The following is a 25282-nucleotide window of genomic DNA, read 5'->3' as shown; positions in this document are numbered from 1 at the left end:
CAGTGCCAGGCCCGTTAAATGCCGGCTGACGGGCTTGGCGTCGGCGATCAGGCGTTCCATTTCCTGAAACATGGCGTCCGTGATGCCTGTGTCCAGCACGCCCACGTCGAGGCGGAAGGTGCCCGGCACGCCGGGTGGCGTGGTCTGCCACCATTCGGTGATGCGGATCAAATAGCCCAGCGATTCCACCACGCGGCGCACGGCGGCAATCGTGCCCTTGTGCTTGTGGATGAAGTAGGACGCCTTGATCGTGCCGCGCTTGATGGACTCGGGCCAGGCATCGTCCCAACGGTCGACGGAACAGGCCCAGGCCAGGAACGGCAGCAGATGGACAGGGCAGCGGTCGGCGTTCCACAGGTCGCGCAGCGGCACGGGCACGTTGACCAGCTCGGCGCAGGCCACGGCAATGGCGCGCTCGAGCGCCGTGGTGTTGGGCGGCAGGGCCGGCACGATCTTATTCATCGAGCACGACCACGTTTAAATGGATGGCGGTGCAGCGCGCGGCCTGGGTGGCGTTCAATTCGATGTCCACCGCCGGGCCGGTGAGCACGACCTTGCGCACGCCTTCGACATGCACGGCGGCGCTGCAGGCGGATCGGTAGATGTTGTGGCCCAGCGGGCGGCGCGGCTGCGACACGCGCGCGGCGTTGGCTTGTGCGGTGGCCAGCAGGATCGGCACTTCTGGGCCGACGCCGATAAACAGGGTGGCCTCGATCTGGTAGTCGATGACCTGGGCGGGTTGTACCGTCAGACGGTCGCCCAGGGGGCGCACTTCCTCGGCGTTGAGCGCGCGCGCCACTGTGGCCAGCAGCGCGGCGTCGGCGATGCCGGTGGCGTTGTTGGCCAACACGGTGACGATGACGTGCGCCGGCGCGGGGCTGATGGCGCTTGCGTCCTTGACCTGGCCGTCGGCGCTGCGCGCGTGGAATTCATAGGATGCTTTCGGGCCGGCTACGGACAGGCCGTCCGGCGCTTCCTGGATGCGCAGGCGGTAGGCGTCGTTATCTTCCATGACAGCGGCCACGGGCGGCAGGGCGTTGGGATTGGCCGGCGTGATGACCAGGCGCGCCACGTTGACGTTGGCGCCCAGCTGGTCCAGATCGCCATCGAGGGCAAAGGCCAGCATGACGGCCTTGCCGGCCTCGTTGACGCGGTTGCGCAGGATGGTTTCCTGATATGCGTTTTCTTCCAGCAGCTTGGTGGCCGGTTCCGATTCCAGCTCCAGCAGGGCCGTGACGGCCGCGCGCTCGGCTTCCGGCAGCAGACTAACCAGGTGTCGCTTGCGGCCGGCCAGGATGGTTTCGAAGTCCAGTACTTCGACCACGCTGGGCGCGGGTAACTGGGTCAGGTCGATGGGCGTGCTCATACGACGCCCCCTTGCTTGATGGGCACGGCCAGCGTGATGCCCTGGCCGTTGGCCGTGCCATCGAGCAGCAGGGCGATGGCGCCGTCAGTGTCGCGCGTGAGCTGTACGCTGGACAGTTGCAAGCGCGGCTCCCAGCGGCGCAAGGCAAAGGCGGTGGTCGCGTAGATGCGCAATTGCGTCGCGCTGTTCAGGGGCTGGTCGATCAGTTCAGGTACTTCGGAGCCATAGCGGCGGCGCCGGATGCGCGAACCCATGGGCGTGGTGAGAATGTCGGTCACGGACTGGCGCAGGTGGCCCAGGCCAGTCAGGCTGCGCCCGGTGTCGGCGTGCATGCCCATCATGCTTGCGGCCCGCCCGACTGGTCGCCGCCGGCCTTGACGCCGCCGTGCGGATGCTTGGCCAGGCTGATGGCGCCGGCCAGCACGTCCTCGCTGGCCCTGATCGTCCCTTGCACGGCCAGGGCTACGCCGCCAGCGGCGCCGGCTTTGGCGTTGACGCCGCCGTTGAGGGTGGTGGCGCCGTTGACGGTGGCGGATTGCTCGACAAGCAGATTGCCCATGACTGTCAGGTCGCCCGTGCAGATGGTGCTCGGTGCGTTCGATGTGACCGTGTCGGCCGTGACGGTGGCCGTGCCGCCGGGGAGTAGGGCCGTCAGGGCGTGGGCCGCATGGTCGTACTGCACCACGGCGCCGTCGGGGTAATGCGTGGTGTGGACAGTGGGGCTGGTGTCGGGCGCGTCAAATTCTTGCGAATACAGCGCCGGTACGATGATGCCGCGCGTCAGGTCGCCTCCAGGGGAAAAGACGATCACTTGTTCGCCCACGGTGGGCGCCGACCAGGTGCGCGTGCTACCGGCGCGCCGGGTGGCCCATTTCAGCCATTCGGTGGTGAGTGTCGGCCCGAGCCGCACGCGCGCCTTGGCCCCTTTGACCTCGGCAATGGTGCCCAGGCGGATCAGGTTTTGCAGCAAGCGGAGGAGGTCGGACAGGTCGGCATTCATGCAGTGCATGTTGCCGAAGTCCGCGTGCGGATGCACGCGGGGGCGGGTTGATATGCGGATTAATGACTAGTGATACTTGATGAGATTAGTTCGAACGTCGATAATCGTCCGCTTTTTGCTGTATTGCCAGGGTTAATTAAATAATCACTCTAGTAGTCTTCAAGCGACCAAAATCACTGGTCAAAGGTAGTTCCAAGTGTTGTTGAAAAATGGGATGTCATCGTCCTCTATTCCTGCATGAAACGGGACTTCGTCCGGATCGTCGGAATTGAGAACCGAAAAGTAACAGCAGTCGACGTTAAATTGTGCCTTAACACGTTGCGCCAATTGTTCTGTCATGTTTTGTCGCTGGCGTAAACTTCTGCCGTCGGAATACCCATAGAGATGCGCTAAATATCGACCGTCCTTTGTAACGAAAATACGTTTTTTCTTAATAAGAGACCGAACAAGGAGACTTGTTCCGTCGTGCAGCCACAGCCAACATCCACCAAACTCTCCATACTCATCTGGGCCGGCCAAGTTCTCTATCTTTGAAACTTCATTTCTGAACCATGTATTCATTGTTCTTACGGAATTCGCGTCAATAGAAAAGTATTGATCCAAATCAATGGTTGCCGATTGGATAGCTAAACTCAGCTGTTGTCTATCTTGAATGTTGGTTGTTGAAGGTAGTTCGTCGGAGACCAGAACAAAACTAAATGTATGTTCATGCGCGATCCCAGCATCCACAAGAGCCAACATATCACCGGCGACTAGTTTCCCTTGCTTGGCAGTCTTTACAATAGCACTAATTCCTGAAATTTTTTCTAAGTAAAAATTTAGACCAGGAATCTCCGACCAATCGCTAACGCACCCTTCTATCTCGGGCACCGGTACTTCTCCTTTAAATGGCCATCTCCATTCACGTTCGTGAGTCCAATCTATTTGGCGAGTTCTTGAGGATACATCGGGAACATATCTGTACTGTTCAGCTAGTGGCATTTCCTGCTCTAAAAATGTGCGCGAACCATCGCGAGCAGTTTTAGGCCAGGTCGCCGGTTCCTCACTTAGACCGTAAACAACTTGACGAACTCCCACGTTGCGCATCTCTTTCTTTGGGAAAACTAATGCTACCTCGCCCATTGCCTCGCCGCGAGCATGCCGTAATTGGCTCGACTCGACAAATGCTGCGATGGGCATTTCTGTGAAGCAAACGGCGGGATTCGGCCCATAAATAGTTCGAACATTGTTACGATAGGACCAAGTGGCCCACAGTCTGCCATTCTTCAATGCGGCGCGTAGCATGAAGATGGCTGGTAGGTAGGTATCTTCGTAGAGGCTATGCCATCCCATATGCTCCGGCATCGAGATGGAATTTGGCCCCTCAAGGTCGATATCTCGAAAAAAATGGATCAAATAGTCGGAAAGATCGAAGCGATAATTATTTTTCAAAATATTTTCTTGTGAGTGCTTATTCGGATTCGGCTGGATTATGTTGATTCAATTTTTGAAATTGACGCATGCGGCTTGTTGATTGTGATTGCATGACTCTAACTCAAATAAAATCTGCTGTCACTTGAGGGGTGCTTTCGCTAATCTTCAAGATAATCTAGGTGGCGCAGAAAAGAATCCCGTATTGACGTCCGATCTGCTTCACTGAATCCTAATAACGTCCGGGCCGGGTAGCTGTATTTTGGGCCATTCTTGGAGACGCTATCCGTCAAACCCTTATGATGCACACGCGCTATATGCATCACTTTACCCACGACGCCGACAATCAACTGGTCAGGATCGGCATGTACCTTGAGGTACTTTGTGGTGCGAATCTTGGCGAACATGGCGGCCTTCTGGTGTTTGATGCGCCCCTTCTTTGCCTTTAATTCTTTGCGCTTCTTGCGCGCCGCGTAGGGCGTGCCGTCCGGCCCCTGCTGTGCCTTGATGCGCTGCGCCTGGCTGCGGCGCAGGTTGACAGCGTTTGAGGGTCAGGTCTGCAATTCAGACACAGGCCCAGCTATGCGAATCCCAAAGCTGAAGTCTCTGCGTAAGCTCAACGTCAATATGCATACGCAGCATAGTTAGTCGTGCCGTATTGACAGTGGGTCTCGATGCCAAGGCTGAGATCTTGTCCGAATGGCAGACCTGACCCCGCGACCCATTCGTGCCCACTGCAATGAATGTCCAGCCCGCAACGCCATCGACACAAAACGATAAGTTTGTAATCAGTCGAGTGACAGGTAATGCGCGAAAATCAATCGGGCGGGCTCCGGCATATGTTCAGTAAGGCCGAATAACAATTTGTATTGTTTGAACGCGCGCGAGTTGATATCAATAAACGTCCCCCCCTCCCGAGCTTTTGCCAGGGTATCCCGCATGCCATCAACTGCCTGCATCAGGACTTCTTCTATAACCTGTTCCGGATAACCACGAGCGAATAATCGGGGGGCCGCTTCATAGAAACGGTAGTAATCCGGCGTTACGTCGGCCGAGCAGTCCTCCAATAGTCTACGCAAATCGGACACCAGCAACTTCGCCTGGCGTTCAAACATTTCGGCATGACCCTCGGGCTGATCGATAATCTGGTGCACCTGAGTGAACGCACGCTCAATGACAATTGCAGCCATTGTGATGGTGTCATACATTGCATCAGAATCGCAAAAGGTTCGAAGCGTCTTGCGTAAAACGTCGATTCTCGCCATCGCTGGCGGATGGACACCGTGAAGAAATTCCAGATTGAGGCGCGACATGACATTCCAGATTTGAAGAGCCAATTCCGCGCCGGCATACGTCAACATTGCCCACATCGGATCCTTCGCTTCATTACTCGACAAATTACTGGCGAGCATACTCCACGTAAGCGCGGCGATATCGGCGACGCTTTCTTCTTCCGCCTCGTCAAGAATGCCGGGACTGCTGAGTACAACAGATACGTGGCCAAGTTCGTGCGCGAGAAGGAATCTCTCGGCTCGCATGGCAAGCAGATTCGCTAGAGTCTTTTGATGGTCCGTGACTGCGTATTCTGGCCCGAACATCTCCCCCGCCACTTCGCGCCACCAAAATATTTCAGCGACAACTCGTGCAAACTCCGGATCGTCGATTCCAGGGCCCGCTGCATCTTGCATGCGAAAAACCGCGCTTGCGAGGGGTCTGGCAATCTGATAAAGGAACTCGAACAAGCCGCTATGCAGGACGACGACGAATTGGTCATCCCCAAGTGGAGTCATATGAGCATTCGGGACCGTGTTGCCAATTTCTCCAGCGACGAGATGACCAGAGGCAATGAGCGCCTGAACGGGCGGCGGCAGGGCTGGCTGCAACTGTTCGAGCAGATAGGTCACACGATTGTGCAATGCAGTATCGACTTCGTCACGCTCAATGTCCCATTCTTTCAATAACTCTTGCAGGCGTACTTCCTGCGGCATCGGCAAGGGATATTGCGCGATTAAGTTGGCGAGGTACGCTTGCGCTGGCGTTGGCATCAAGGCTGTACCACAACCGGTTGGCGCTTCAGTTTGACTTTGATGGCAGCTTGCGTGCCCAGCGAGACTTTTCCTAGCAATTCAACGCCACCACTGGCGGTAACAGTAAGCGACAGCTCGATTTCATCGATCAGAACGCCGCCTTCTCCTATCGGTGTCCCATCGAGCAAAGCTGCAAACTGTGCGGCGAATCCTTTGATACCCTCGCGCAGTACATCACCACTGACTTCTACAGTCTTTGCAACTGCCGCGCGCGCTAAACTCGGCAGCGCAGACTTTGTTCCAGATGCCTGTGCATCTTCCGTCCAGATCTTGATCGTGTCCATGTACATCTCCTCAGTCATCCAACAACAAGCGCGCCGCTGGGCGCCAATACTGCATTCAACTCATGCTTGATGGTGGTTAATATTGCAACAGAAAATTACTGCACCGAATGCAGGTGATGATATTTCCCCGGATATTTTTCGATACTGTCCCCTTTTAAATCTGATGAGCAATCAACGTGTAGGCACAGCATTGCGACTGTTAGAAGCACCTGACCGTTGCTTAGGGAAGAACCACGGTCCGCTGTTGGCCGATAGCGCTCAGAATCGTGCGACTTTAACTCATTTGATAACTAATGTCAGTTGAAGATTGCATTGATGCGTTTTAATTGTTTCCCATGTGACGCAGCAGCGATTCGCGTATCAGTGTCCGATCCGGCTCGCTCAAGCCCAAGAGCTGCCGCTCCGGGTACTTGTAGGCGGCCCCTTTTTTTGTAACGCGGTCTTGCTGGCCAAACTGATGCACATGCGCCACGCGTGCCACCCAGCCAAAGAAGCCGACCTCGATCTGGTCACCGGTCGCTTCCACCTTCAGATGTTTTGCTGTGCGAATCTTGGCGAACATGGCCGCCTTCTCCCGCTTGATCCGTCCATTTTTTCCCTTGAATTCCTTACGCCGCTTGTGCGCGGGATACGCGGCGCCATCCGGCCCCTGCTGCGCCTTGATGCGCTGCGCCTGGCTGCGGCGCAGGTCGATGGCCACCTTGTGATTGATGGTGCGGCGCTGGGGCGGCTGCAGCTTGGCCAGCAGGGCGCCGGCCCAGGCTTCCAGGGCATGCAGGTCGTCGTTCATGGCGTTGCCTCGGGCGTGCGCCATTCGGCCAGCAGGGTGTCGCCGTCGTACAGCTTCCAGAACTCGTCCGCGTAGGTCGGCATGTGCTGTATCTCGGCCAGGTGCTTGATGTCCAGGCGGCCCGCTTCGCCGGTCTTGACGGCGACGCGCTCTGTCAGGTCCAGCTTGATGGAAATGTCGACCGTTTCATGGTTATTAAAATCCACCTCGAAGGCGATGCCATGCTTGCGGGTTTCCTCGTTGGCCATCAGGTCGAGCTGGTGGACTTTGAGCCAGGCGATCAGGGCCACCATGATGGTGTCCGCGTCGCCTGCGTAATCGGTGACGATCAGGTTGAGCTTGAAGCGGTATTCGAAGGAGAGCGAGACGGTGGCTGATGCCACCACGTTGCCCTCGTCGGCGAAGACTAGCAGGCGGTCGGGGTCGCGCTGCAGGTCAGGGATGGCGGCGGCCAGGTGCTGGCGCAGGCTATTCGGTTTGTACACGGTAGGTGTCTCGTACTAGGTTGTAGGCTTCGATGCAGGCGTTCAGCTGGCGGGTGGCGTCGTCGCCGTCGCCGGCAATGGCGTCAAGAGCTGCCGCAGTCGCTGGGTCAAGTTCGGCGCGCGTTTCATGGCGATGGCCTGCGGCAGCGGCGGTATCTGCAGTTGCGGCGCACTGACCGCTGGTGACGGGGATTGACAGGCGCACAGCACCGCTGCGCACATCAAGGCTGAAACGGTCGCGTTCAGTTTTCGCATGGGTTTGCTCCTGGGTGAGGTGGTCGGCGCGCTGCGCCAAGGCGGCGCCGGCGGCGCGCTCCAGCGTGAGCACGCGGGCGGTGGCCTGGGCCAGCGCGTTGGTGTCGATGGATGTTTGGATAGCCGCCGTCCGCTGCAGCGTGGCGATGCTGGCGTCCTTGCGCCAGCCCTGCGCCGTCCAGCCCGCGATGGCGCCGCACACGAGAACAGCGGCCAGCGGGCGCCAGGTGGTCGCCGTCACATGGCCACCCGTTCCTTGATCCAGCCGAACAAAAAACGGCGCTGGCTCTTGTTGGCTTCGGTGATGTCCAGGTAGTGCGCCGCCTGCAAGCCGTTCAAGGCGCGCAGCAGCACGGTGGCGCCATCCTGGCCGCGCCATGTCAGGAAGGATGCAAGGGCGCCCAGCGACTGCGCGCCTAGGCGGCCGTCGACGAACAGGGCCGGGTAGCGGGCGCCCGTGTCGTTGAAACCGTTCAGCCAGCGCTGCAGGAACTCGGCCGCGCGGTGCGGCCCCATGTTCACGCCCGTGTCGATCACTTCGGCGCCGATGCCGGCATGAAGGGCCAGCACCTGGTCGAACTTGGGTTCCGTGATGTAGCGGGCCGTGTAGATGGCGCGCGCCACCGCCACAGGCAGTTCGCGCATCGGCTCCATGTAACCGTTGGCGCGCCCCACGGCCATGGTGATGCCGAAGTTAGTTTCGCCGCCCTTGTCGTGCTGGTCATTCACATAGCCGCCATCGGCGCGCAGGATGGCGTCGATGACGCGCGCGATGAGCGGGTTGTCGGTGGTGACCATCAATGCTCCTTCGCGTCTTTGACCAGCTCGGCGATGTCCTTGTCGCTGCGGCGCTGGAACCACAGGGCCACGGCGCGCGATACCCACCAGCCGGGCGCGCCGACGATGAGGTCGATGGCGGAAGCGTTGACCATGGCGCCGATGGCCGGGAGCTGGGCGCACAGCAGTTGATACACAGTGCCGCCCAGCAGGCACGAGAACACACCGGCGCAGGCCAGGCGGGCGACGAATTCGCCCTTGTTGAAGGTGCCGTCGCTATTCAACGGCGGCAGCACGATGTACAGCATGGCCGCGCCGACCATGCCCAGCGCCGCCTTGAAGCCGTACAGTTTGACCAGGGTGGCGAAACCACCAAACGATTCTGCGGACATTGCTTGATACTCCGGGGTAAGGGGGAAGAGATTTTTCATGATGGATAAAGGGTAAATGCCAGGATCAGTCCCATAGCTGTACAAGATCGGCTGCGGCCACCTGGCCCGTGCTGGGTGCCGGCTCGGGCAGGGTGACGATCAGCCCGGCCGGAAGCACGGCGCCGTGGCGCGCCAATCCGTGGTTGAATTCCAGTGTTTGCTCGACATAGCCCGTGCCGCCGCCCAGGTAGCGGTACACCAGGGCGTCTACCGTGTCGTGCTGCTGTGCGCGGACCTGCAGCCACCCCACAGGCCGCCCATGAGGCGGCTTTTTCTCGTCCAAGCGCATGATGTTGCCGCAAAGGCAAGGAAAAAGCCCGTTTCGGCCCGGCGCGCGCAGTTGTCCCCCTCCACACCTGCCCGCTAAATAGGGGCCTTTTGACTCAAATGTGCGCCATGGCAGAGGGCGCATGAGGACTGGTGTGGCAGGGCGAAGAGGGGGCGTGCGTTATGATGCAGTTTGACGCACTTTGAGCGGTTTTTTGTGCGGGTGGTGGGTGGCGCGGGAGTGGCTGTTTTCAATTCCTGGCGGGGCTGAATTGCGGTCCTGCGGTCCACATTTATTCGAGGTTGGCGAGCGGAGCGGCAGCTTGCGGCGTATTCGTGCCATGGCTCAATTTCGTGCTCACCGCATGCCATTCGAACAGGTCGGGTAGAGCATGGCCGTGCGCGTAATATGCATAGCTTCGCTAAGTGTCCGCTTTGATTTGAAGGCATTTTTATGTTGGCGGATCGATAAAACTATATGCGTGAAGCAATAATTGAATATTTTATAGCTGTGAAAATGATAAACCTTTCTCGGTGTGTGCGGCGATTTTTGCCGATCTATTTATTGGGTCTTCCTCTAAGTGTTGGAGCTGAAGCGATGCTGCAGTATCGCAATATTTCTCTCGGCGATGCGTCGGATAAAGTGTTGCAATTGTCTGAAAATGAATTTCCTCACGTTAAGTTGGAGTCTAGAGAAAATTCATTTGATATTCTTGCGATCATGGCTGGGGATGATCAAGGAATTATAGATAATTCATGTCGCTCCGCTGATACCAGTGATTTGCAACAAAATTGTATTTCAGCGCGTTTTATTTTTTCTGGAAAAGCACAAGGAGACCTTCTGGCCAGTGTTTTTGTTGACCAGGGTTTTAGTCCCCCAATTAATCGAGATAGTCTTATTGTTATGCTTGTGGCCAAGTATGGACAGCCTAGAGTAACTTCTGGAGATGCCGTTCCTGCATCTTATATGAATCCTGAGTCGAAATTTATTTCGTTTCTTTGGGGCGGGCTGCGAACTCCCGTAGGAATCTATCGTCCTAGCCGTTTCCCTTACAAAGATAGAGAAATTATTGGTGGTAAATACATATCAGCAGTGATTTATTACCAGGGCGACTTGGCAAATGGTTATAGTTTTCGTATCGTTGACTCTGAGACGATGAACGAAAGCATGAAGGTGGATATGGGTGAACCACAAAGATTAGAGGCTGAGCGGCGAGCCGGGGCACCGAGTGATGGCGAGAAGGATTAGTTTTCGGGCGAAAAAAAAGCTGTCATTTTGTTGTCATTCCCAGGCTAAAACAGCCCAAAAACAACCCCAATAATGACAGCCTTCTTCTTGCTACTGCTTGATTCTAAAGAATTGATTGGTGGAGACGGCGGGAATCGAGCCTGCCGTGCTTGCCTACCGTCACGTTAGCTGCCTGTACCTGCCCCATGGCGTTGAAGCGGTGTGGCGGTGAGGCGGTTTACCGCCACGCTAGAGATAACGTACTCCACAAAAAATAGCCCCGTCCAAGCGCGGTCAGTCCAGGGCCGCCGATTCGCGCTGGCGCAAGGTGATCGCCAGCGGCGTGGGCATCATCGTGAAACCCATCACTTCATTGGGGGCGGCACCAGTCAGTGGCCGAACTTGACTCACATCGAAGTTGGCCAGCAGCGTTACCATCGCTACTTTGATTTCCATCAGTGCCAGGTAGCGCCCTGGGCACATTCTTGGCCCGGCGCCAAACGGTAGAGACAATCGGCGGGCAGCGCCATCGTCACCAAGCCAACGCTCCGGGTTGAAACGCTGTGCGGCGGGCATGAAAGCCTCGGCCACGCTGTCGTGCCGCAATACGCACCACAGCAGGGTGTCCGCCGGCAGGCGCACATCCAATACGGTGGTCTCGCACAGCGCCTGCAGCGGCAAGAATGGCGCGGGCGGCTTCAGGCGCATGGCTTCAAGCGCACATGCTTCCACATAGTCGAGGCTATCCATCTGTTCGGGCGTCATCGTGCGGGTATCGGATACCTTGTTCAGCACTTCCTGTTGCGCCTGTTTCAATGCCGTCGGATTCCGCCACAGCAGCCATATCAGCCATGCCAGCGCGCTTGCAGTCGTTTCCTGGCCGCCCAGCAGCATGGTGGAGACATTGCCAGAAATGACGGCATGATTGACGCCGCTGCCTGGTTTCTCGGCCGCCAACAGCATGGCCTGCAGCATGTTGACGGGCTGGGCGCGCAGAGCAGAATCTGCCGCAAGCGCCTTGCGTGCCTGGGCGATGAAACCGTCCGTCGCCGCCTGCAGTGCGCGTACGCTGCGTTCCAGGCGCCGGTCTGCGGGAAGCCGCAGCCAGCGCCAGTAAGGGAAGGGCATCAGCGAGCGGCGGGCCACCCCGGCCATCACTTCGCTGACGTCTTCCTGCAGCTTGTCGTCGCCGTTGAGCAGCGTATTGACGTCTTCACCAAAGGCGAGACCTGCAATCACATCGACCGTGTAGCGTTTGAGGTCACCAGAAAGATCCATCTCCTGCTGCGCTTGTGCCGCAGTGCTCCAGCGCTGCGCCAGTCGCAGGCCCACTTGACGCAGACGCACAAAATACGCTTTGACCATGGATGGCGAAAAGCTGTGCATCACCATGCGGCGCTGCGTTAGCCATTCATCGCCCTCGGCCAGCAGCAGACCGGGCGCGCCGCCCAGTTCGGCCGAGATGTCGGCCGTCACGGCGGGGCGGCGGAAGGTGTCGGGCCGCGCACGCAGTACTTGGCTGATTGCTGCGCTGTCAGACAGCACCACCACCTGCCGGCTCCCTATCCTTGCCCGGAATATCGGACCGTAGCTTCCGCTCCATTTTTCCATGGTCTGGTGGATATTCCGTGGGTTGAGCTGGTGCGCATTGCCGAGGAACGGCAGCGTGGGTGGAGCAGGCAAATCGGCGATCTCGCGTGAAATGGGCATGGCAGCGGTATTCATGAAGCTCCCTCGGTTGGCATGTGATGCAGGCAGTATCGTTTGGCCACTCAAGCAAGTCTTGAACGTTTGCGACACGCTACAATGCTTTCATGACGCCACCTGATGCCATCTATCCGCCGACTGTTGCACGCCTCGTTGCCCCCCGCGTGGCGCTGGCTTCCTGCGTACGGGCCTGGCTGGTACGCAGCACCATCGGCTCTGCTCCGTTGCCGCCAGCACAGCGTCTTAATCGCTTTCCAGCGACGCCGTTCTGCGCCATTACATGGATGATCGAGGGAAGCGCCACATTGGTGGAGCCGGCCACCGGCGAGGAGGCAGGCCCCGGTGACGCGGTCTTTTCCGGCCCGCGCACGCAGCCGTGCGTTACTGCCAATCCCGGCCCCGTGCACACGATTACGGTGCTGTTCTTTGCTGATGCGCTGCATAGGCTGACCGGGATGGACATGTCCGCCCAGATCAACAATATGGCCGAACTTGGCGCTGCGCTCGGTGAAGAATGGCGGGCATTGTCGGCGCCCTTGCTGATGGCTGCGGACGATGAGGCTCGCATCGCCGTGCTGGAAGACTGGCTGGAGCCGCGATGGCGCCTGGAGCGAGGCTCCGAGGGCGCATTGTGGGCGCCGATCCACGACTGGCTGCAAGCGCTCGCCCTGCGGGCCGCCACGGCAGGCGCGGGACGCAGCGCACGAATGGTGGAGCGTCGTGTACGGACGTGGACTGGGCATCCCTTGCGTATGCTGCGCCGCCTGGCGCGGGCCGAGGAATCGTTAGTGGCTGCGACGCGCGAGCAGCAGCAGGGGAAAACGTCGCTGTCCGACGTGGCGGCCCGTTCGGGCTATGCGGATCAGGCTCATCTGTCGCGTGATGCACGCGAATTGGTGGGCGCAAGCCCGCGCGAGTTGATTACACTTGCACAGTCGGATGAGAGCTATTGGTTATACCGCATATGGGTCTGACAAGCGATGCATCGGCAAGCTTGTCCGTAGATAGGTAGTTTAGTAGCTACGGCTCTTGAAAGTTCGTTAAAGCCGCATATGGCTTAGCTATTCGCATTGCACCGCTACGCCAAGAAATAATGAAACCGCCTTCGGGCGGTTTTTATTGCCTGGCGGAAGCGAGCAGGGCGCCTGCAGGCCCTGCGTGTGAGATGCGAAGGGCCGTGTCGGACGTGGCCGCCGCAACTGAATTTAAGTGAGCTCGAAATACATGAGAGTTTCAGAAAACGATTGATCCTTGCAGACATCTGCGCCTCTTAACTTGACAGTTTTTCCGGCAAGATAGGCAGCAAGCAAGCCGGCGTAATATTCTTTTGCACGCGGACGCTTTAAGGAAAATGAGAGGTAGTCGCCGTTGGAACCGTGACATGCAGGGGCATTCTTTACGCCTCCTTCGGGAATGATATAAACGACATCGCCATCTTCATAGACCACGATGGATGATATCTTGGCCGTGGTCCAGCCAGCTAATGCGCTGCCGCTCAACATGGAGAAAAGCAGACAAATGCTTATTTTAGATAGTTTCGAGGAAAATTTCATAATCCCTATATTCCAATAAATTTCATAAATAATAATTTTACTTTATTGCTTTTATGAAATGAAGTATATTTTTCTGCAATTTGACATGCCTTGAACGATTTTTTGTGCGGTCGGTTCGGCGACGTGCGGCGGACTTTGTTTTCGCGCTACGCCGCGCTTCGTGGCGATCAAATCGAACAGCATTTTGCTGAGCGCAAGCAGTTCTGCATTGCTCACGCAGACCATTTCTGTGGACCTCGCCATGAGACTGGACGAGCGTTTCCCTGGCGCATCGGGCGTGCCGATGGGATGCCGGCCGCCATCGCCGGGAGAGGGGAATTCCGGCAGCAAGTTTGCTGCTGTCGACTTCGATGCTGGCGATACATGCCGATGGACCTCCGTTCATGCGGCGTTGCCCCTAGCCCGATGACGAAAGCGGAGAATGATGATACTCGACCCGGACCAGTATCTCGGCTGGCCCGATACTTCCCTTGTGAGCGAACAGGATTTGTCCCAGCAAAAAGCCTGCAGGCTGCAGCTGAACCGCTTCGCGCGACAACCAGGCGCAAGTGGCTTGGCGTTTCTTGTCTTGCATCGCCATTCGACAGGGCACCGACGGCCAGTACCGGATGAGGAAGCGTGGAAATCGCGTGCACTCCATCATGGTCGCGATGCCATCATGTATGCGCGAGCGGTCCCTCGGCGATTGGCACGAATACTTCCCATTTATCTAGTGGCGCGGGCTTGACGGTCCTGGAACAGATCACGGCAACATGAGGTCCGGACAGGCCATGGCTCTTCGGAACCCATTTCACACGTAAAGGTAGCGCGCATTTGGCAACCAGAATTTTCCGGTTCGGCTCCAGAGCCTGCCACCCTGTTCCATTCTTGAGGTTTTCTGCTGCAATAAATTTCACAGCAGCATCCCTGATCTCAAACAAGCCATGTATGTCACCTCGCGTCCGATCCTCGTGTAGCGTGCTCGCTAATGCCGATGAGATACCGGCAACAAGAAAAAGGGAGGCAATAAGGGAGGCGTACACACGTTCATTCCATCGTAACGGTAGCAACATATTTGCCATCCTTGCCAAGTTTATTCCATATCAGATGGAAATATGGCGGGTTCCACATTTCCAGTTCGTACATTCTCACACAGCCTGCCGACAGCTTGATCGTTTGCTGGCAGGATTATCGCTCCCCATCTGACTTTCCCGCCATACTCTTGCGAACGCCGCGAGGGAGGAACTGTCCCGTCTGCGCCAATCCCGTCTACGGTCAGCAATCCCGAGTCCACCGCCCTTGCTCTTCACTGGTGATGAAGTACTTTTCGTGGCACGATAATAAGGGCGCTACGTGCTCTAATGGCGTTGAGCCGCAGTTCATCCCATGCTCCTTAAACTGACAAGACGGCCATGACCTTCACCTTCCACGCGCTCTCCGATATTCCCGGCGAAGAATGGCGCGCGCTATTAAACCACCGGGATGTCATCCGCCACATGCCGCTCGCTAGCGACAGCTGGACGGAGCACGCTGTGATGGAATGGGCGAAAGGCAAGGATGCGCAGTGGCACGCGAATGGCTATGGGCCGTGGTCGATCCGGATTGATGGCGCTTTTGCTGGCTGGGGCGGTTTCCAGAAGGAAGGGGGCGAAGCTGATCTCGCACTCGTATTGCTCCCTCGATTCTGGGGACATGGCCCCGCGCTGGTGCGCCATTTCATGCATCGCCGGAAAGAGCTGGGCATTGGCCCGGTCAGTATCCTGTTGCCGCCCAGCCGCACTCGCAGGCGTGGTTTTGCAAGAATCGGCTTCGCATTTGATGGCGAGTTGGAGTATGAAGGCCAGCGCTTCCTGAAGTTCCTGGCGGTTGAATGAGCGTCAGATGCGTGGCGGTTACAGGCCTGCTACTCGGATACAAATTGAAGTAAAAACAGCTTGTTGGTATTGAAAGGTGCGGAACTCTCGCGCATGTCGCATGCGTCCCCATGCTGAGCGCACCGCTGCTTATACTATCGCATCGGGGGATATTCCCTTATCCTCGTAACGGCGATACTAAATACTATGAATATGCGGAAACGAGCAATGTCCGGAGAAATCCCCTGCGCTCAGATCCTCAACGCAAAACGCCATGCGCGCGGCCTTACACCTTTGAACCAATGAAAAATATCACTGTCGAATATCGTCATAACTTTCCTCTTGATCCCGTGGATGTCGTCCGGGTCTTCGATCAATCTGGAATCAAGCGGCCGACCGACAATCTCCCGAGAATTGCGCGCATGTTCGCCGCGCCTTGCCTCTTGCTGTCGGCATGGGTGGATAATGAGCTGGTAGGGTTGTCGCGCTCGCTGACCGACTATGCGTATTGCTGCTATCTCTCGGACCTGGCCGTCAACAGGCAATACCAGGGTTTGGGCATAGGCAAGGAGCTGGTCAAACGCACCCAGGCAATCATCGGCGACGAAGTATCCTTGATACTGCTTGCCGCCCCCGATGCCATGTCCTACTATCCGACGCTCGATTTTGAACTGGCTGGCAATGCCTACGTCGTCAGGCGCAAGCGTTGAGAGGAAGGGATGTGCACGCGATCCCGGCCTTGAAAATCCGGGTGGAATACGATGAGGATGCGGGGCGCAGGCGGCGCCTTCAAACCCGGCATCGTCGTCGCATACGCTATGCTGACCGCTTTCAAGAGATCCTGCACCTTCATGCAAACTGTCTATACCCTCACCGATGCGCTGGCAAAAGACCCGACCCGCATCGCCAAGACCCAAGCCCTCACCCTCGACCCTGGCAAGCCCCGTTTCGGCCTGAAAGGCAGCCATGGCCTGTTCGCCTCCGACGCATGGTGGGAAAGCATCCGCACCGGGCGCATCCAGACGCAAACGGTGACGGGCATCATCGAACGAAGCTACTTCGCCGGCCAGGACAGCCGCCGCGGCGATGAAGTCAACAGCATTACCTTGCGCCTCGACGATGGCTCGACGGTCGAGGAAAGCATCTACACGAACCACAAGCGGGATAGCAAGCTGTTCATCGCCGGCGCCACGGTGGCGATTCGCTACGTGCTGGACGAGTTGAAGGCGCAGCCGGCTGCCGATGGCGGCATTCACTATGCGCGAACCGTGCTGGACGTGGCCATTTCCGGCAGCCGGGGCAGGGAGTGAGATCGGTCGCCATACCATTTGCATGCCACCGATTTGCCTGGAATTGATCCCGGAAAAATTCTCCGTCGAAATTCGTTTGACCGCCCCCGGCGCCCGGCCTACAGTTGTCGAGATACTTTCATCGACCTCGTCGCCCCTCCCCATGGCCAAACCGTTCCCCTTGCATCCGAAGAACCCCGAGCGCATCTGCTGGGGTTGCGACAAGTATTGCCCGCCGGACGCCATGCGCTGCGGGAATGGTTCCGAGCGCACGCAGCATCCGGTCGAGCTGTTTGGCGAAGGCTGGAATGACTGGGGGCTGGCGGCGGCCGACAAGGAGGAAGCGGAGATCAAGCCAGAACGATGATGGCAGGCGAACGGTGCAGCGACCCGCTACAATCGTCCATCGCGCACTTGTTCGAGTTGATTGAAATGGCAATGCAAGAATCCCTGTCCCGCTGGCTGGCAAGCAGCGCCGGCGACTATCGAATCGTCGAGCATCCGGCCGTGCATACGATAGACGAAGCGCTCATCCATGTGCCGGCCATGCCCGGCCTGATGGTGAAAAACCTGTTCGTGCGCGACGACAAGGGCCGCCGGCATTTTCTCGTCATCGTGCCCTTCGACAAGCGCATCGACCTGGCGGCGCTGGGAAAGTTGTTGCCGGCCAGTAAGCTCAGCATGGCCTCGCCCGAGCGCCTGCTGCAGCACCTGGGCATCGCGCCCGGTGCCGTCAGCCTGTTCGCATTGCTGCACGATAGCGCGCATGCGGTGGAGCTGGTGCTCGACCAGGCCGTGTGGGATGCCGCATACATGCAAGCCCATCCGCTGCGTAACACGGCCACGGTGGCGCTGTCGCATGCCGCCCTGCGCCGTTTCCTCGCGCATACGGGACATCTCCCCCGCATCGTGACGGTGCCGGCGACTAATTAAAGGCGCCGCCTCAATGCCCGGCCACGGGCGCGCCGCCGCTGCGCCGTCCCGGCCGGAAGCCGTGCGCGCGGGCCGACCAGGCGATCAGGAAGGCCAACGCCAGCAAGCTCGCCATGGCCCAGGGAAAGGCGCTCGCCCCCCACGTTTCCAGCAAGGCGCCACCGACGACGCCGGCTGCCGCGATGGCGCCATTCCACGCCACCACGTTCATCGACAGCGCCACGTCGGCGCCGCTGCCAGCCGTATCGGCCAGCGCCGTTTGCAGCAGGGTGGCCGCGCCGCCAAAGCTCAAGCCCCAGACGGTCATGCCGACATAGATGACGGCAGGCAAGTGCGACGCGACACCCAGCACGAGGGCCGTCGCGGCAAAGGTGGCCAGGCTGGCCAGCACGGTGGCACGCAGGTGGCGCTCGACCAGCTTGCCCGTGATCCAGATGCCGGCCATGGCCGCGGCGCCGAAGACGAGCAGCACCAGATCGATGCGCGCCGTCAATCCGGCTGGCGCCACGAACGGAGCGATATAGGTGTAGAGAATGTTGTGCGCGAGCATCCAGGCGATGACGACGGCCAGCACGGGGCGCACGCCCGGCGTCGTGAAGACGCGGCGCAAGGGCATGCGTTCATGCGCGGACTGGCCCGGATAGTCCGGTACCTTCGCCAGCACCCAGGCGATCAGGGCCAGGGTCAGTGCGGAAATGATCCAGAATGCGGCGCGCCAGCCGACGAGCGAGCCGAGCAGGGTGCCCAGCGGTACGCCCAGCGAGAGGGCGACGGGTGCGCCCACCATGGCCAGCGCCAGGGCGCGGCCTTGCTGCTGCGGCGCCACCATGCGCCGCGCGTAGCCGGCCAGCAAGCTCCAGGCCAGCCCGGCCGCCATGCCGGCAAAGAAGCGCGCCGCCAGTGTCAGCCAGTAGTGCGACGACAGTGCCGTGACGGTATTGAACACGAGAAAGCCGATGATGGTCAGCAGCAGCACGTTGCGGCGGCGCCAGCCGCGCGTGGCGATGGTCAGGGGAATGGCCGCCAGCAGCGAGCCGAGCGCGTAGGCCGTGACCATCTGCCCGGCCAGCGCGGCACTGATGTCCAGCCCGGCGCTGATGTGCGGTAACAGGCCGGCGGGCAAGGTTTCCGTGACGATGCAGATAAAACCTGTCATGGCCAGGGCCAGCAGGCCCGAGACGGGAAGGCGGTCGGCCGGCGCATGGCTGGCTCCGGCGGTGAGAGTGGCGTGATTCAAGGCAAATATCCTTAGAGATTTTACGAGGCGGCCGGGCGCAGGCATGCCCATGACCGTGATGGCGGTACATATGTATCGTTCGGTACAAATATAGGCGAAGCGGGGGCGCGTTGTCAACGACTTCTGTATCGAGTAGTATGTATGTGGCTAAGGAAAAGGAGTGGGGAATGGCGCAAATGGGACGGCCGCGCACGTTTGACCGGCAGCAGGCGATCGAACAGGCGATGTTTTTATTCTGGCAGCAGGGCTACGAATCGACTTCCTTGAACCAGCTCAAGGCGGGTCTGGGCGGCGGCATTTCCGCGCCCAGCTTTTATGCGGCGTTCGGCTCGAAGGAAGCGCTGTTCCGCGAGGCGGCGCAGTGCTACCTGGACACGTACGCGCGCGTGACGGAATGTTTGTGGGACGATGGCCTGGCGCCACGGCAGGCGGTCGAGCTGGCCTTGCGCCAGTCGGCAAGCATGCAGTCGGAGCCGGGGCATCCGCCCGGCTGCATGGTGGCGCTCGGCTGCATGAGCGCGCCGACGGCCGAACATGCGGCCGTGGCCGCGCCGCTTACGCAGTCGCGCGCGCGCACGCGCGCCGGTTTCGTGCGCTGCGTCGGGCGCGCTATCGCCCGCGGCGAATTGCCGGCGGAGATGGACGCGGCCTCGTTCGCGGCCGTCTTCGATGCTTTCCTGTCGGGCCTGTCCATCCAGGCGCGCGACGGCATCGGCTACCCCGTGTTCGATGTGGCGATCAGCCAGCTGATGCGGCTGTGGGATGCCAACCGCGTACCTGGCTAGACGCTAGGCGGCAAAGCGGAATTCCAGCACGTCGTCGCCATACTTGTCCGTTTCCCCCGTCGCCGTCCAGCCCAGGTAGCGGTAAAAGCCGTACGAGCGCGAGGATGGATCGTTGGAGCAGCCGAGGAACAGCCGTGCGTGGCCTTGCGCGCGCAGCTCCGCCATGACCCGTGCCAGCAAGGTCTTGCCTATTCCCAGGCCCTCGCAGTCCGGCAGCAGCGCCAGGACGACGATTTCGCCCGTGTCGCGGTCGCCAAAGCAATAACCGGCCAGCTGGCCGTCGCGATGGCAGACGTGGCCGGGCAAGTTCCCCGAGCGCATCATCTCCGCCCAGGAGTCGGCCGTAATGCCCACTTCCGCCAGGCGTTCCTGGGAAACGGCGTTTTGCCGGGTCTTGCCGCGCAATTCGGTGAACGCGGCCGTGTCGTCCGCATTGGCGGCATGAAAGGTAATGGATGTTCGATGTGTCGTCATGTCTGGTTTAATTGGTGAAGAGGGTCCGGTAAATTCATTCCCCGGATTTCCGCATGGTCTGCGCATGGTTTCGCCAGTCATACAAGGTATTGTTTTCACTTTCCCGTCGATCTGGCTTGCCGGTATCGATGATTTCATCCTTGATGAGTACCAGGTCATTGTTTTCATTCAAGCGATATTCCCGATAGCGTTCGCAATCCTGTTCGCGCCGGGCGATGGTCGTTAATATATTTTCCCGCCACGCATACCTGTCTTCATAAAAGCATTGCGCCGCGCAGCCGCAATTGCCAATGCCGCCTTCAATTTGCCGTGCGGGTATGCTGATTTCCAGATTCGGTATGGCCGATAATGGTTTGTCGAAGCGGTATTTCCCCGCTTTCGTATCCCATAGCCACACATCGGAGCAGCGTATGCGCCCCTGGCTATCCGTGTAGCCAGTGACCCACAGGTCGGCATTGCCGTCAAAATTCATATCCAGCAGCAAGGCCTGCAAATTGCCCATGCCGGCGCTGCTGCAACTGCCCTTTATCCACGCGCCTTGGATATTGACGCGATAACGCTGCACTTCATCGTGGTCCGCATAGCGAATCTGCACGCTTTGACGCACCTTGCCCGTCGCGGCTTTCTCCAGATGCAGCGTTTCGCAGTAAGCCGACGTGGCAATCAAGGATAAAAGCAGGGCGATCAGTTTCATGGACAGGATTCATGGCAGGGTGATTCGATAAAACGCCGGATTGCATCGGGCGGTGAAAGATCATACTGCATGATTCCGGCCCGGCGCCACACCATACCCTATCGTGCATTCCGCTGCCACGCTGCTGTGTACAATGCCCGACATTCCCCATTCCAGGAGTCTTTATGATCGTCTCTGCTGCATCCTTTAATGAAGCGGGCATCCTCGCTTATAACGATGGCAATCATGCGGAAGCGTTCCGCCAATTCGACGCCGCGGCAAAAACCGGCGATCCAGCCGGCCAGCATTTGCTGGCCAGCCTGTATTACCAGGGCCATGGCGTGGAACAGGACCTGGGGAAAGCCGTGGAACTGTTTACGGCTGCCGCGCAGGCGGGCTTTCCGCCATCGCTGGCCAACCTGGCCCTGATGTATGCGAGCGGCGATGGCGTGCCGCAAGACATGGCGCAGTCGCTCGCGTATGGACGCCAGGCGGCGGAGGCGGGCGATGGCCAGTCGCAATTCAACCTGGCGCAGGCATACCGCAAGGGCGTCGACGTGCCACAGGACTATGCCGAGGCGGCCTTCTGGTACAAGCAGGCGGCCGAGGCCGGTTCACTGTCGGCGCAGAATGAATATGGCTTGCTGTATGCGCAAGGACAGGGCGTGGAACTCGACTATGTGCAGGCGTACGCGTGGATCGCCATGCCGGCCGAGGCGGGCAGCGCGCAATCGATTAAGAACCGCGACCAGTTGCTGGAAATACTCACGCCATCGCAGCAGCAGGCGGCGCGCGCGCTGGCCGCCGACTATGCGGCGCAATACGGCACCGATCCGCATTAATTCATTATTGCCGCAAGGTTATTCAATTCCCCGGAAACCCACTTATTATCCAATAAATATTTCCTTTGAGAAATTTTTAGAATTACAATATAGGAATTGCCTGGTCACGAACAACAAGCCGGCAAGGCCGGCTTCGCGCATTGCTACCGTGCCGCTCACTATATATAAGATGGATCATATGACTGTGCTGAAGAAAGCGGGCGGTTTCCGGCTCTCGATATTAATGCTGCTGGTTTTTCCCTATGCCTTGCTGTATTACGCGGCGGGCAAGGAAGACCGGCTGCCATTGGCCGCCATTACGGCCGCCGCAACCTGTCTGCTATCGCTGGTGGCGCATTTGTACCGGAATCGGGTCGCCATCCTGGAAGGCATCGCGGGATCATTGCTGCTGATCGGGATATTGATGCTGTGCGCTTTCATTCCCGTCGTCGGCTGGATCGCCGACGTCTTGCTGATACTGTATGCATTGACCAGCGTATTGGCGGCATTGCAGGTATTGCTGCCCATCGCATTCAAGGCGGCCTTGATACTCGTCGTGTTTATCGCCGCGCTGGCGCCGGAAATCCACCATCCCCTGTATAGCCCGCTCGCATATGGCGTGTTCTGTCTTTTCCTGACGGCGTGGCTGTCGCGCAAAAGCGATCCATTCAGCGAATTGCTGCTGCTGTTCGCATCGCTGCCCCTGCTGGCCATCGTGATCGCCTCGCTGGGCCGGATGCTCAAATCGGGTTTCTCGGTGAACAAGGTGAGAGTCGGCCAGCATGTGAGCGGCTATACCACGCAGGCGGGCGTGAATGTGGCCGATTACACGCGCATGGTGACAAAAAGCGTGACCACCGCCACGACCTCCGTGAATGCCACGGCGGTGGCCGTCAATGCGGCGGCGGGGAAGGCGGCCGAACGCACGGACGCGGAGTAATCTCCATGGCCCGCGCCGCTTATTTGCCGTGCGGCGTATCCAGCTTGCCGAGTACGCCCGCCGCATCGAGTTCATAGCTGTCGAAGTCGCGCGCCAAAAACAGCTGGCCGGAATAATGGAGCCGCGCTTCCGCTTCCAGCTCGGCCATGCCGGCCGGGTTATGGTAGCGGGCGCTGAAGTGCGTGAGGATCAGGTTCGGCAAGCCGTTCGACTCGGCAAACTGCGCCACGCGCTGCACGGAACTATGCGTGGGGCCGGGCCCCACTTTCTGCAGCATCGCTTCCGTGTAGGTGGCTTCATGCACGAGCAATTGTGCGCCCGTGCAAGCCTCCGCCAGCAACGCTGGCGTGTCGTTGTCGCCGCCGATCACCACCGTGGCGCGCTGCGTTTCCAGCTGGCGGAACGTTGCCGCCGACACTAGCGTGCCGTCGTCGAGCCGCGCATCGTGGCCCGTTTGCAGCAGGCCCCAGGCCGGACCGGGTGCCACGCCCGCCGCCTGCAGGGCGGCCTTGTCCAGTTTCCATTTGCTCGTTTCCAGCGCAAAACGATAAGCGACGCTGGGTGCGCGGTGCGACAGCGCGTGGCGCTCGATGCGCAAGCCTGCTTCTTCATGCACGACTGGCGCGCTGTCCACGTCGATGTGGATCAGCGGATACGTCAGGAACAGTTCCGTATGCAGCAGGGTGGCGTCGATCCACGTCTTGATGGCGGCCGGGGCGATCAGCAGCAGCGGCTTGGTGCGCCCCGTCATCGAGGCGCTGGCCAGCAGGCCCGGCAGCCCATAGCTGTGGTCGCCATGCACATGGGTGATGCAGATGCCCACCAGGTCGTGCACGGACAGGGGGATGCGCTGCAGCCGGTGCTGCGTCGCTTCGCCGCAATCGATCATCCACCAGTCGCGGTTGTGCGTCGTTTGCAGGGCCAGCGACGTGACGTTGCGATAGCGCGTGGGCACGCCGGAAGACGTGCCGAGAAAGGTCAGTTTGAACATGGGCGCATTATGCGGCAAGCAGCCGTGCTTGCCAACGTACTTGCCGGTGCGCCAGCCCCTCAGCCCGCCAGTGGGGCGCTGAGCCTATCCTTGTAGATGCGTCCGTTTTTCATGATCAGCAGCAGGTTTTCTTCCGGCTGCGCGAGGAAATCGAGGTTTTTCGTCGGATCGCCATCGGCCACCAGCAAGTCGGCCAGGGCGCCCGCGGCCAGACGGCCCAAGGTGCCGGGGTAGGGCGAGCGCTGTCCGGACAGGGCCAGCAATTCGCCATTCTGTCCCGTCGCCTGGGCCAGCAGGGTGAGCGGATCGTAAAAGCGCGTGAGCTTGGCCAGCTGGCGCCCCTGCGTGGGCGTGTTTTTCGCGTTGAACAGGATGTCCGTGCCCCAGCCCGTCTTGATGCCGTACTTTTGCGCCAGCGCATACGCCTTCACCGTGCCTTCGGATACGATCCTCTGGCTGGCCTTGCGCGCCGCATCGGGATACACATTCGCGTCCGCGTCTTGCAGGAAGGGCTGCAAGCTCCACCATGTGCCCGTGTCGCGCATCATGCGGGCGGATTCCTCGTCGGCCAGCTGGCCGTGCTCGATGCTGCGCACGCCAGCGCGGATGGCGCGCTGTATGCCTTTCGGCGTGTAGACGTGGGTCATCACGTAGGTGCCCCAGTCGGCGGCCGCTTCCACGCCGGCGCGCAGTTCGCGCTCCGAATACTGCGTGCTGTCGAGCGGGTCGTACATGGACGCGACGCCGCCGCCCGCCATCATCTTGATCTGCGTCGCGCCCAGCATCAGCTGTTCGCGCACGCGGCGCAGCACTTCCGCCTCGCCATCGGCGATCATGGCCATGCCCGCCGTTTCCGCCATGCCCAGCGGCGCATTCGCCGCGCGCGGGATGTCCGAGCGCAGGCGGAAGTCGCCGTGGCCCGAGGTTTGCGAAATCATGGCGCCGGACGGGAAGATGCGCGGGCCGTCGACGATGCCTTCATCGATGGCGCGCTGTAATGCAAACGCGGGGCCGCCCGGATCGCGCACGGCAGTAAAGCCGCGCAGCAGGGTGCGCCGCGCTTCCTGTGCCGCCACCAGGTACAGATAGCCGACATCGGACGTCATGGCCGTCACCTGGTTGATGGCGGCGAGCATGGTGTGCCAGTGGGCGTCGATCAGGCCCGGCATCACCAGCTTGCCCTGGCAATCGATCACTCGCGCGCCCTCGACCTTTTCGCCGGCCGGCAGCAGGGCGGTAATGGTTGGCCCCGTCACCAGCACGTGGATGCCGGAGCGGGGCGCCTTGCCCGTGCCGTCGAACAGGCGCAGATTGGTCAGCAGCAAGGGACGATCCTGCACTTGCGGCTGCTGGGCGCTGGCATGGCCGGCGGACAGGCCGATGAACGGCGCCAGCATGGCGGCCGCGCCGCCGAGAAATTGCCGGCGCCGCATGTCCGCCATCACCCGCTGGTGCAGGATGGTAAACACGGTGCCGCCGCAGTCGCAGGCGCGCGGTTTCATGCCGCCCGTGTGCCAGGTGTCCGCCAGATGCTGTTGCTGTGCCTGGGCCATCGCGCCATCCTTTCATCGCTGCCGCGCCGTGCGCTGGCACGGGCAAGGTTAATGTGGAAACCATGACCATTGGAAGCGGCTGGCGGCATCAAGTCAAGCGTGCACTTGCTTTAC

The 25282-nt window shown here is 59.7% G+C and carries 31 protein-coding genes and 1 pseudogene; 10 read left to right on the top strand and 22 right to left on the bottom strand.

What is annotated here, in order from left to right:
- Positions 1–84: 84 nt before the first annotated feature.
- The 14 genes and pseudogenes from YQ44_RS29785 to YQ44_RS18705 form a co-directional block, all read right to left on the bottom strand.
- Positions 85–462: pseudogene (locus YQ44_RS29785) on the bottom strand (phage tail protein I); the annotation flags it as partial.
- A complete protein-coding gene (locus tag YQ44_RS18755; RefSeq protein ID WP_071324677.1) occupies positions 455–1366 on the bottom strand; it encodes a baseplate assembly protein in 912 nt (303 codons plus the stop codon). The pseudogene YQ44_RS29785 and the gene YQ44_RS18755, both read right to left, overlap by 8 nt.
- Positions 1363–1698 carry a GPW/gp25 family protein gene (locus tag YQ44_RS18750; RefSeq protein WP_335589229.1) on the bottom strand — a complete coding sequence of 112 codons (336 nt, stop codon included), beginning with the start codon at positions 1696–1698 and terminating at the stop codon, positions 1363–1365. The genes YQ44_RS18755 and YQ44_RS18750 overlap by 4 nt, the downstream gene beginning before the upstream one ends.
- A 5-nt stretch (positions 1699–1703) precedes the next feature.
- Positions 1704–2375 carry a phage baseplate assembly protein V gene (locus YQ44_RS18745; RefSeq protein WP_232250942.1) on the bottom strand — a complete coding sequence of 224 codons (672 nt, stop codon included), beginning with the start codon at positions 2373–2375 and terminating at the stop codon, positions 1704–1706.
- Positions 2376–2546: 171 nt separating this feature from the next.
- On the bottom strand, positions 2547–3797 hold the full coding sequence (locus tag YQ44_RS29090; protein WP_156894912.1) for a DUF4427 domain-containing protein: 1251 nt from the start codon (positions 3795–3797) through the stop codon (positions 2547–2549).
- 140 nt (positions 3798–3937) lie between these two features.
- Complete coding sequence (locus YQ44_RS28350) at positions 3938–4285, bottom strand: phage virion morphogenesis protein (protein WP_232251316.1); 348 nt, start codon at positions 4283–4285, stop codon at positions 3938–3940.
- A gap of 279 nt (positions 4286–4564) precedes the next feature.
- Positions 4565–5824, bottom strand: coding sequence for a hypothetical protein (locus YQ44_RS18740; RefSeq protein WP_156894911.1), 1260 nt, complete (start codon positions 5822–5824; stop codon positions 4565–4567).
- On the bottom strand, positions 5821–6147 hold the full coding sequence (locus YQ44_RS18735) for a Pepco domain-containing protein (protein WP_156894910.1): 327 nt from the start codon (positions 6145–6147) through the stop codon (positions 5821–5823). Before YQ44_RS18735 ends, YQ44_RS18740 begins: the two co-directional genes overlap by 4 nt.
- 322 nt (positions 6148–6469) lie before the next feature.
- The gene (locus YQ44_RS18730; protein WP_071324673.1) at positions 6470–6937 is read right to left on the bottom strand and encodes a phage virion morphogenesis protein; all 468 of its coding nucleotides are present in this window, start codon (positions 6935–6937) and stop codon (positions 6470–6472) included.
- Complete coding sequence (locus YQ44_RS18725; RefSeq protein ID WP_071324672.1) at positions 6934–7422, bottom strand: phage tail protein; 489 nt, start codon at positions 7420–7422, stop codon at positions 6934–6936. The genes YQ44_RS18730 and YQ44_RS18725 overlap by 4 nt, the downstream gene beginning before the upstream one ends.
- Complete coding sequence (locus YQ44_RS18720) at positions 7406–7918, bottom strand: lysis system i-spanin subunit Rz (RefSeq protein ID WP_071324671.1); 513 nt, start codon at positions 7916–7918, stop codon at positions 7406–7408. The genes YQ44_RS18725 and YQ44_RS18720 overlap by 17 nt, the downstream gene beginning before the upstream one ends.
- Positions 7915–8475, bottom strand: a complete 561-nt coding sequence (locus YQ44_RS18715) for a glycoside hydrolase family 108 protein (protein ID WP_071324670.1) — start codon at positions 8473–8475, stop codon at positions 7915–7917. Before YQ44_RS18715 ends, YQ44_RS18720 begins: the two co-directional genes overlap by 4 nt.
- Entirely contained in the window at positions 8475–8846 is a 372-nt protein-coding gene (locus tag YQ44_RS18710) for a hypothetical protein (RefSeq protein ID WP_035820867.1), read from the bottom strand. The genes YQ44_RS18715 and YQ44_RS18710 overlap by 1 nt, the downstream gene beginning before the upstream one ends.
- A gap of 64 nt (positions 8847–8910) precedes the next feature.
- The gene (locus YQ44_RS18705) at positions 8911–9135 is read right to left on the bottom strand and encodes a tail protein X (protein WP_442905834.1); all 225 of its coding nucleotides are present in this window, start codon (positions 9133–9135) and stop codon (positions 8911–8913) included.
- Positions 9136–9630: 495 nt separating this feature from the next.
- On the opposite strand from YQ44_RS18705, the gene YQ44_RS29085 reads away from it, so the two are divergent.
- Positions 9631–10401, top strand: a complete 771-nt coding sequence (locus tag YQ44_RS29085; protein WP_156894908.1) for a hypothetical protein — start codon at positions 9631–9633, stop codon at positions 10399–10401.
- A 273-nt stretch (positions 10402–10674) separates the two neighbouring features.
- Here YQ44_RS29085 and YQ44_RS18700 read toward each other — a convergent pair whose 3' ends face one another.
- Positions 10675–12105, bottom strand: coding sequence for a cytochrome P450 (locus tag YQ44_RS18700; protein ID WP_232250941.1), 1431 nt, complete (start codon positions 12103–12105; stop codon positions 10675–10677).
- Between the two features lie 89 nt (positions 12106–12194).
- On the opposite strand from YQ44_RS18700, the gene YQ44_RS18695 reads away from it, so the two are divergent.
- Complete coding sequence (locus YQ44_RS18695) at positions 12195–13061, top strand: AraC family transcriptional regulator (protein WP_071324668.1); 867 nt, start codon at positions 12195–12197, stop codon at positions 13059–13061.
- A gap of 231 nt (positions 13062–13292) precedes the next feature.
- Here YQ44_RS18695 and YQ44_RS28345 read toward each other — a convergent pair whose 3' ends face one another.
- Together YQ44_RS28345 and YQ44_RS29080 are read right to left on the bottom strand one after the other, a co-directional pair.
- On the bottom strand, positions 13293–13640 hold the full coding sequence (locus tag YQ44_RS28345; protein WP_198043759.1) for a hypothetical protein: 348 nt from the start codon (positions 13638–13640) through the stop codon (positions 13293–13295).
- Between the two features lie 51 nt (positions 13641–13691).
- Positions 13692–13970 (bottom strand): hypothetical protein, encoded by a 279-nt coding sequence (locus YQ44_RS29080; RefSeq protein WP_156894907.1) that lies wholly within the window; start codon positions 13968–13970, stop codon positions 13692–13694.
- 1061 nt (positions 13971–15031) lie between these two features.
- Here YQ44_RS29080 and YQ44_RS18690 point away from each other — a divergent pair.
- The 5 genes from YQ44_RS18690 to YQ44_RS18670 all read left to right on the top strand — a co-directional run bounded on the left by YQ44_RS18690 (position 15032) and on the right by YQ44_RS18670 (position 17694).
- Positions 15032–15493 carry a GNAT family N-acetyltransferase gene (locus YQ44_RS18690; RefSeq protein ID WP_071324667.1) on the top strand — a complete coding sequence of 154 codons (462 nt, stop codon included), beginning with the start codon at positions 15032–15034 and terminating at the stop codon, positions 15491–15493.
- Positions 15494–15603: 110 nt separating this feature from the next.
- Positions 15604–16182 carry a GNAT family N-acetyltransferase gene (locus tag YQ44_RS18685; protein WP_232250940.1) on the top strand — a complete coding sequence of 193 codons (579 nt, stop codon included), beginning with the start codon at positions 15604–15606 and terminating at the stop codon, positions 16180–16182.
- 141 nt (positions 16183–16323) lie between these two features.
- Positions 16324–16782, top strand: a complete 459-nt coding sequence (locus tag YQ44_RS18680) for a hypothetical protein (RefSeq protein ID WP_232250939.1) — start codon at positions 16324–16326, stop codon at positions 16780–16782.
- Positions 16783–16924: 142 nt separating this feature from the next.
- The gene (locus YQ44_RS18675) at positions 16925–17128 is read left to right on the top strand and encodes a DUF3079 domain-containing protein (RefSeq protein WP_071324665.1); all 204 of its coding nucleotides are present in this window, start codon (positions 16925–16927) and stop codon (positions 17126–17128) included.
- A 71-nt stretch (positions 17129–17199) separates the two neighbouring features.
- Positions 17200–17694 carry a prolyl-tRNA synthetase associated domain-containing protein gene (locus YQ44_RS18670; protein WP_198043756.1) on the top strand — a complete coding sequence of 165 codons (495 nt, stop codon included), beginning with the start codon at positions 17200–17202 and terminating at the stop codon, positions 17692–17694.
- Between the two features lie 10 nt (positions 17695–17704).
- Here the strand turns inward: YQ44_RS18670 and YQ44_RS18665 are convergent, their stop codons facing one another.
- Positions 17705–18850 (bottom strand): MFS transporter, encoded by a 1146-nt coding sequence (locus YQ44_RS18665; RefSeq protein WP_198043991.1) that lies wholly within the window; start codon positions 18848–18850, stop codon positions 17705–17707.
- A gap of 248 nt (positions 18851–19098) precedes the next feature.
- On the opposite strand from YQ44_RS18665, the gene YQ44_RS18660 reads away from it, so the two are divergent.
- A complete protein-coding gene (locus tag YQ44_RS18660; protein ID WP_071324663.1) occupies positions 19099–19716 on the top strand; it encodes a TetR/AcrR family transcriptional regulator in 618 nt (205 codons plus the stop codon).
- Between the two features lie 3 nt (positions 19717–19719).
- Here the strand turns inward: YQ44_RS18660 and YQ44_RS18655 are convergent, their stop codons facing one another.
- Together YQ44_RS18655 and YQ44_RS18650 are read right to left on the bottom strand one after the other, a co-directional pair.
- Entirely contained in the window at positions 19720–20190 is a 471-nt protein-coding gene (locus tag YQ44_RS18655) for a GNAT family N-acetyltransferase (protein WP_071324662.1), read from the bottom strand.
- Positions 20191–20224: 34 nt separating this feature from the next.
- Positions 20225–20884: an XAC2610-related protein gene (locus tag YQ44_RS18650; RefSeq protein WP_071324661.1), complete on the bottom strand. Its 660-nt coding sequence runs from the start codon at positions 20882–20884 to the stop codon at positions 20225–20227.
- A gap of 164 nt (positions 20885–21048) precedes the next feature.
- On the opposite strand from YQ44_RS18650, the gene YQ44_RS18645 reads away from it, so the two are divergent.
- Both YQ44_RS18645 and YQ44_RS18640 read left to right on the top strand, forming a co-directional pair.
- Positions 21049–21705, top strand: a complete 657-nt coding sequence (locus YQ44_RS18645; RefSeq protein WP_071324660.1) for a tetratricopeptide repeat protein — start codon at positions 21049–21051, stop codon at positions 21703–21705.
- A 178-nt stretch (positions 21706–21883) separates the two neighbouring features.
- Positions 21884–22624, top strand: a complete 741-nt coding sequence (locus YQ44_RS18640; protein WP_198043754.1) for a hypothetical protein — start codon at positions 21884–21886, stop codon at positions 22622–22624.
- A gap of 19 nt (positions 22625–22643) precedes the next feature.
- On the opposite strand, the gene YQ44_RS18635 is transcribed toward YQ44_RS18640, so the two are convergent.
- Both YQ44_RS18635 and YQ44_RS18630 read right to left on the bottom strand, forming a co-directional pair.
- Complete coding sequence (locus tag YQ44_RS18635) at positions 22644–23615, bottom strand: ribonuclease Z (RefSeq protein ID WP_071324658.1); 972 nt, start codon at positions 23613–23615, stop codon at positions 22644–22646.
- A 59-nt stretch (positions 23616–23674) separates the two neighbouring features.
- Positions 23675–25168, bottom strand: a complete 1494-nt coding sequence (locus tag YQ44_RS18630) for a metal-dependent hydrolase family protein (RefSeq protein ID WP_071324657.1) — start codon at positions 25166–25168, stop codon at positions 23675–23677.
- Positions 25169–25282: the final 114 nt, after the last annotated feature.

The sequence above is a fragment of the Janthinobacterium sp. 1_2014MBL_MicDiv genome, from assembly GCF_001865675.1.
Taxonomy (GTDB): Bacteria; Pseudomonadota; Gammaproteobacteria; order Burkholderiales; family Burkholderiaceae_D; genus Janthinobacterium.
This window is presented reverse-complemented; position numbering and strand designations above follow the sequence as displayed.

Excerpts from the sequence above, each read along its gene's own strand:
- YQ44_RS18695 (WP_071324668.1), top strand. The coding sequence starts at position 12,195 with ATGACGCCACCTGATGCCATCTATCCGCCGACTGTTGCACGCCTCGTT.
- YQ44_RS18710 (WP_035820867.1), bottom strand. The coding sequence starts at position 8,846 with ATGTCCGCAGAATCGTTTGGTGGTTTCGCCACCCTGGTCAAACTGTAC.
- YQ44_RS18730 (WP_071324673.1), bottom strand. The coding sequence starts at position 6,937 with ATGAACGACGACCTGCATGCCCTGGAAGCCTGGGCCGGCGCCCTGCTG.
- YQ44_RS29085 (WP_156894908.1), top strand. The coding sequence starts at position 9,631 with ATGCGTGAAGCAATAATTGAATATTTTATAGCTGTGAAAATGATAAAC.
- YQ44_RS18645 (WP_071324660.1), top strand. The coding sequence starts at position 21,049 with ATGATCGTCTCTGCTGCATCCTTTAATGAAGCGGGCATCCTCGCTTAT.
- YQ44_RS18650 (WP_071324661.1), bottom strand. The coding sequence starts at position 20,884 with ATGAAACTGATCGCCCTGCTTTTATCCTTGATTGCCACGTCGGCTTAC.
- YQ44_RS18680 (WP_232250939.1), top strand. The coding sequence starts at position 16,324 with ATGCAAACTGTCTATACCCTCACCGATGCGCTGGCAAAAGACCCGACC.
- YQ44_RS18685 (WP_232250940.1), top strand. The coding sequence starts at position 15,604 with ATGCTGAGCGCACCGCTGCTTATACTATCGCATCGGGGGATATTCCCT.
- YQ44_RS18755 (WP_071324677.1), bottom strand. The coding sequence starts at position 1,366 with ATGAGCACGCCCATCGACCTGACCCAGTTACCCGCGCCCAGCGTGGTC.
- YQ44_RS18690 (WP_071324667.1), top strand. The coding sequence starts at position 15,032 with ATGACCTTCACCTTCCACGCGCTCTCCGATATTCCCGGCGAAGAATGG.
- YQ44_RS18675 (WP_071324665.1), top strand. The coding sequence starts at position 16,925 with ATGGCCAAACCGTTCCCCTTGCATCCGAAGAACCCCGAGCGCATCTGC.
- YQ44_RS28345 (WP_198043759.1), bottom strand. The coding sequence starts at position 13,640 with ATGAAATTTTCCTCGAAACTATCTAAAATAAGCATTTGTCTGCTTTTC.
- YQ44_RS18735 (WP_156894910.1), bottom strand. The coding sequence starts at position 6,147 with ATGGACACGATCAAGATCTGGACGGAAGATGCACAGGCATCTGGAACA.
- YQ44_RS18665 (WP_198043991.1), bottom strand. The coding sequence starts at position 18,850 with ATGACAGGTTTTATCTGCATCGTCACGGAAACCTTGCCCGCCGGCCTG.
- YQ44_RS18670 (WP_198043756.1), top strand. The coding sequence starts at position 17,200 with ATGCAAGAATCCCTGTCCCGCTGGCTGGCAAGCAGCGCCGGCGACTAT.
- YQ44_RS18655 (WP_071324662.1), bottom strand. The coding sequence starts at position 20,190 with ATGACGACACATCGAACATCCATTACCTTTCATGCCGCCAATGCGGAC.
- YQ44_RS18630 (WP_071324657.1), bottom strand. The coding sequence starts at position 25,168 with ATGGCCCAGGCACAGCAACAGCATCTGGCGGACACCTGGCACACGGGC.
- YQ44_RS18750 (WP_335589229.1), bottom strand. The coding sequence starts at position 1,698 with ATGCACGCCGACACCGGGCGCAGCCTGACTGGCCTGGGCCACCTGCGC.
- YQ44_RS18745 (WP_232250942.1), bottom strand. The coding sequence starts at position 2,375 with ATGCACTGCATGAATGCCGACCTGTCCGACCTCCTCCGCTTGCTGCAA.
- YQ44_RS18635 (WP_071324658.1), bottom strand. The coding sequence starts at position 23,615 with ATGTTCAAACTGACCTTTCTCGGCACGTCTTCCGGCGTGCCCACGCGC.
- YQ44_RS18715 (WP_071324670.1), bottom strand. The coding sequence starts at position 8,475 with ATGGTCACCACCGACAACCCGCTCATCGCGCGCGTCATCGACGCCATC.
- YQ44_RS18640 (WP_198043754.1), top strand. The coding sequence starts at position 21,884 with ATGACTGTGCTGAAGAAAGCGGGCGGTTTCCGGCTCTCGATATTAATG.
- YQ44_RS18700 (WP_232250941.1), bottom strand. The coding sequence starts at position 12,105 with ATGAATACCGCTGCCATGCCCATTTCACGCGAGATCGCCGATTTGCCT.
- YQ44_RS18660 (WP_071324663.1), top strand. The coding sequence starts at position 19,099 with ATGGCGCAAATGGGACGGCCGCGCACGTTTGACCGGCAGCAGGCGATC.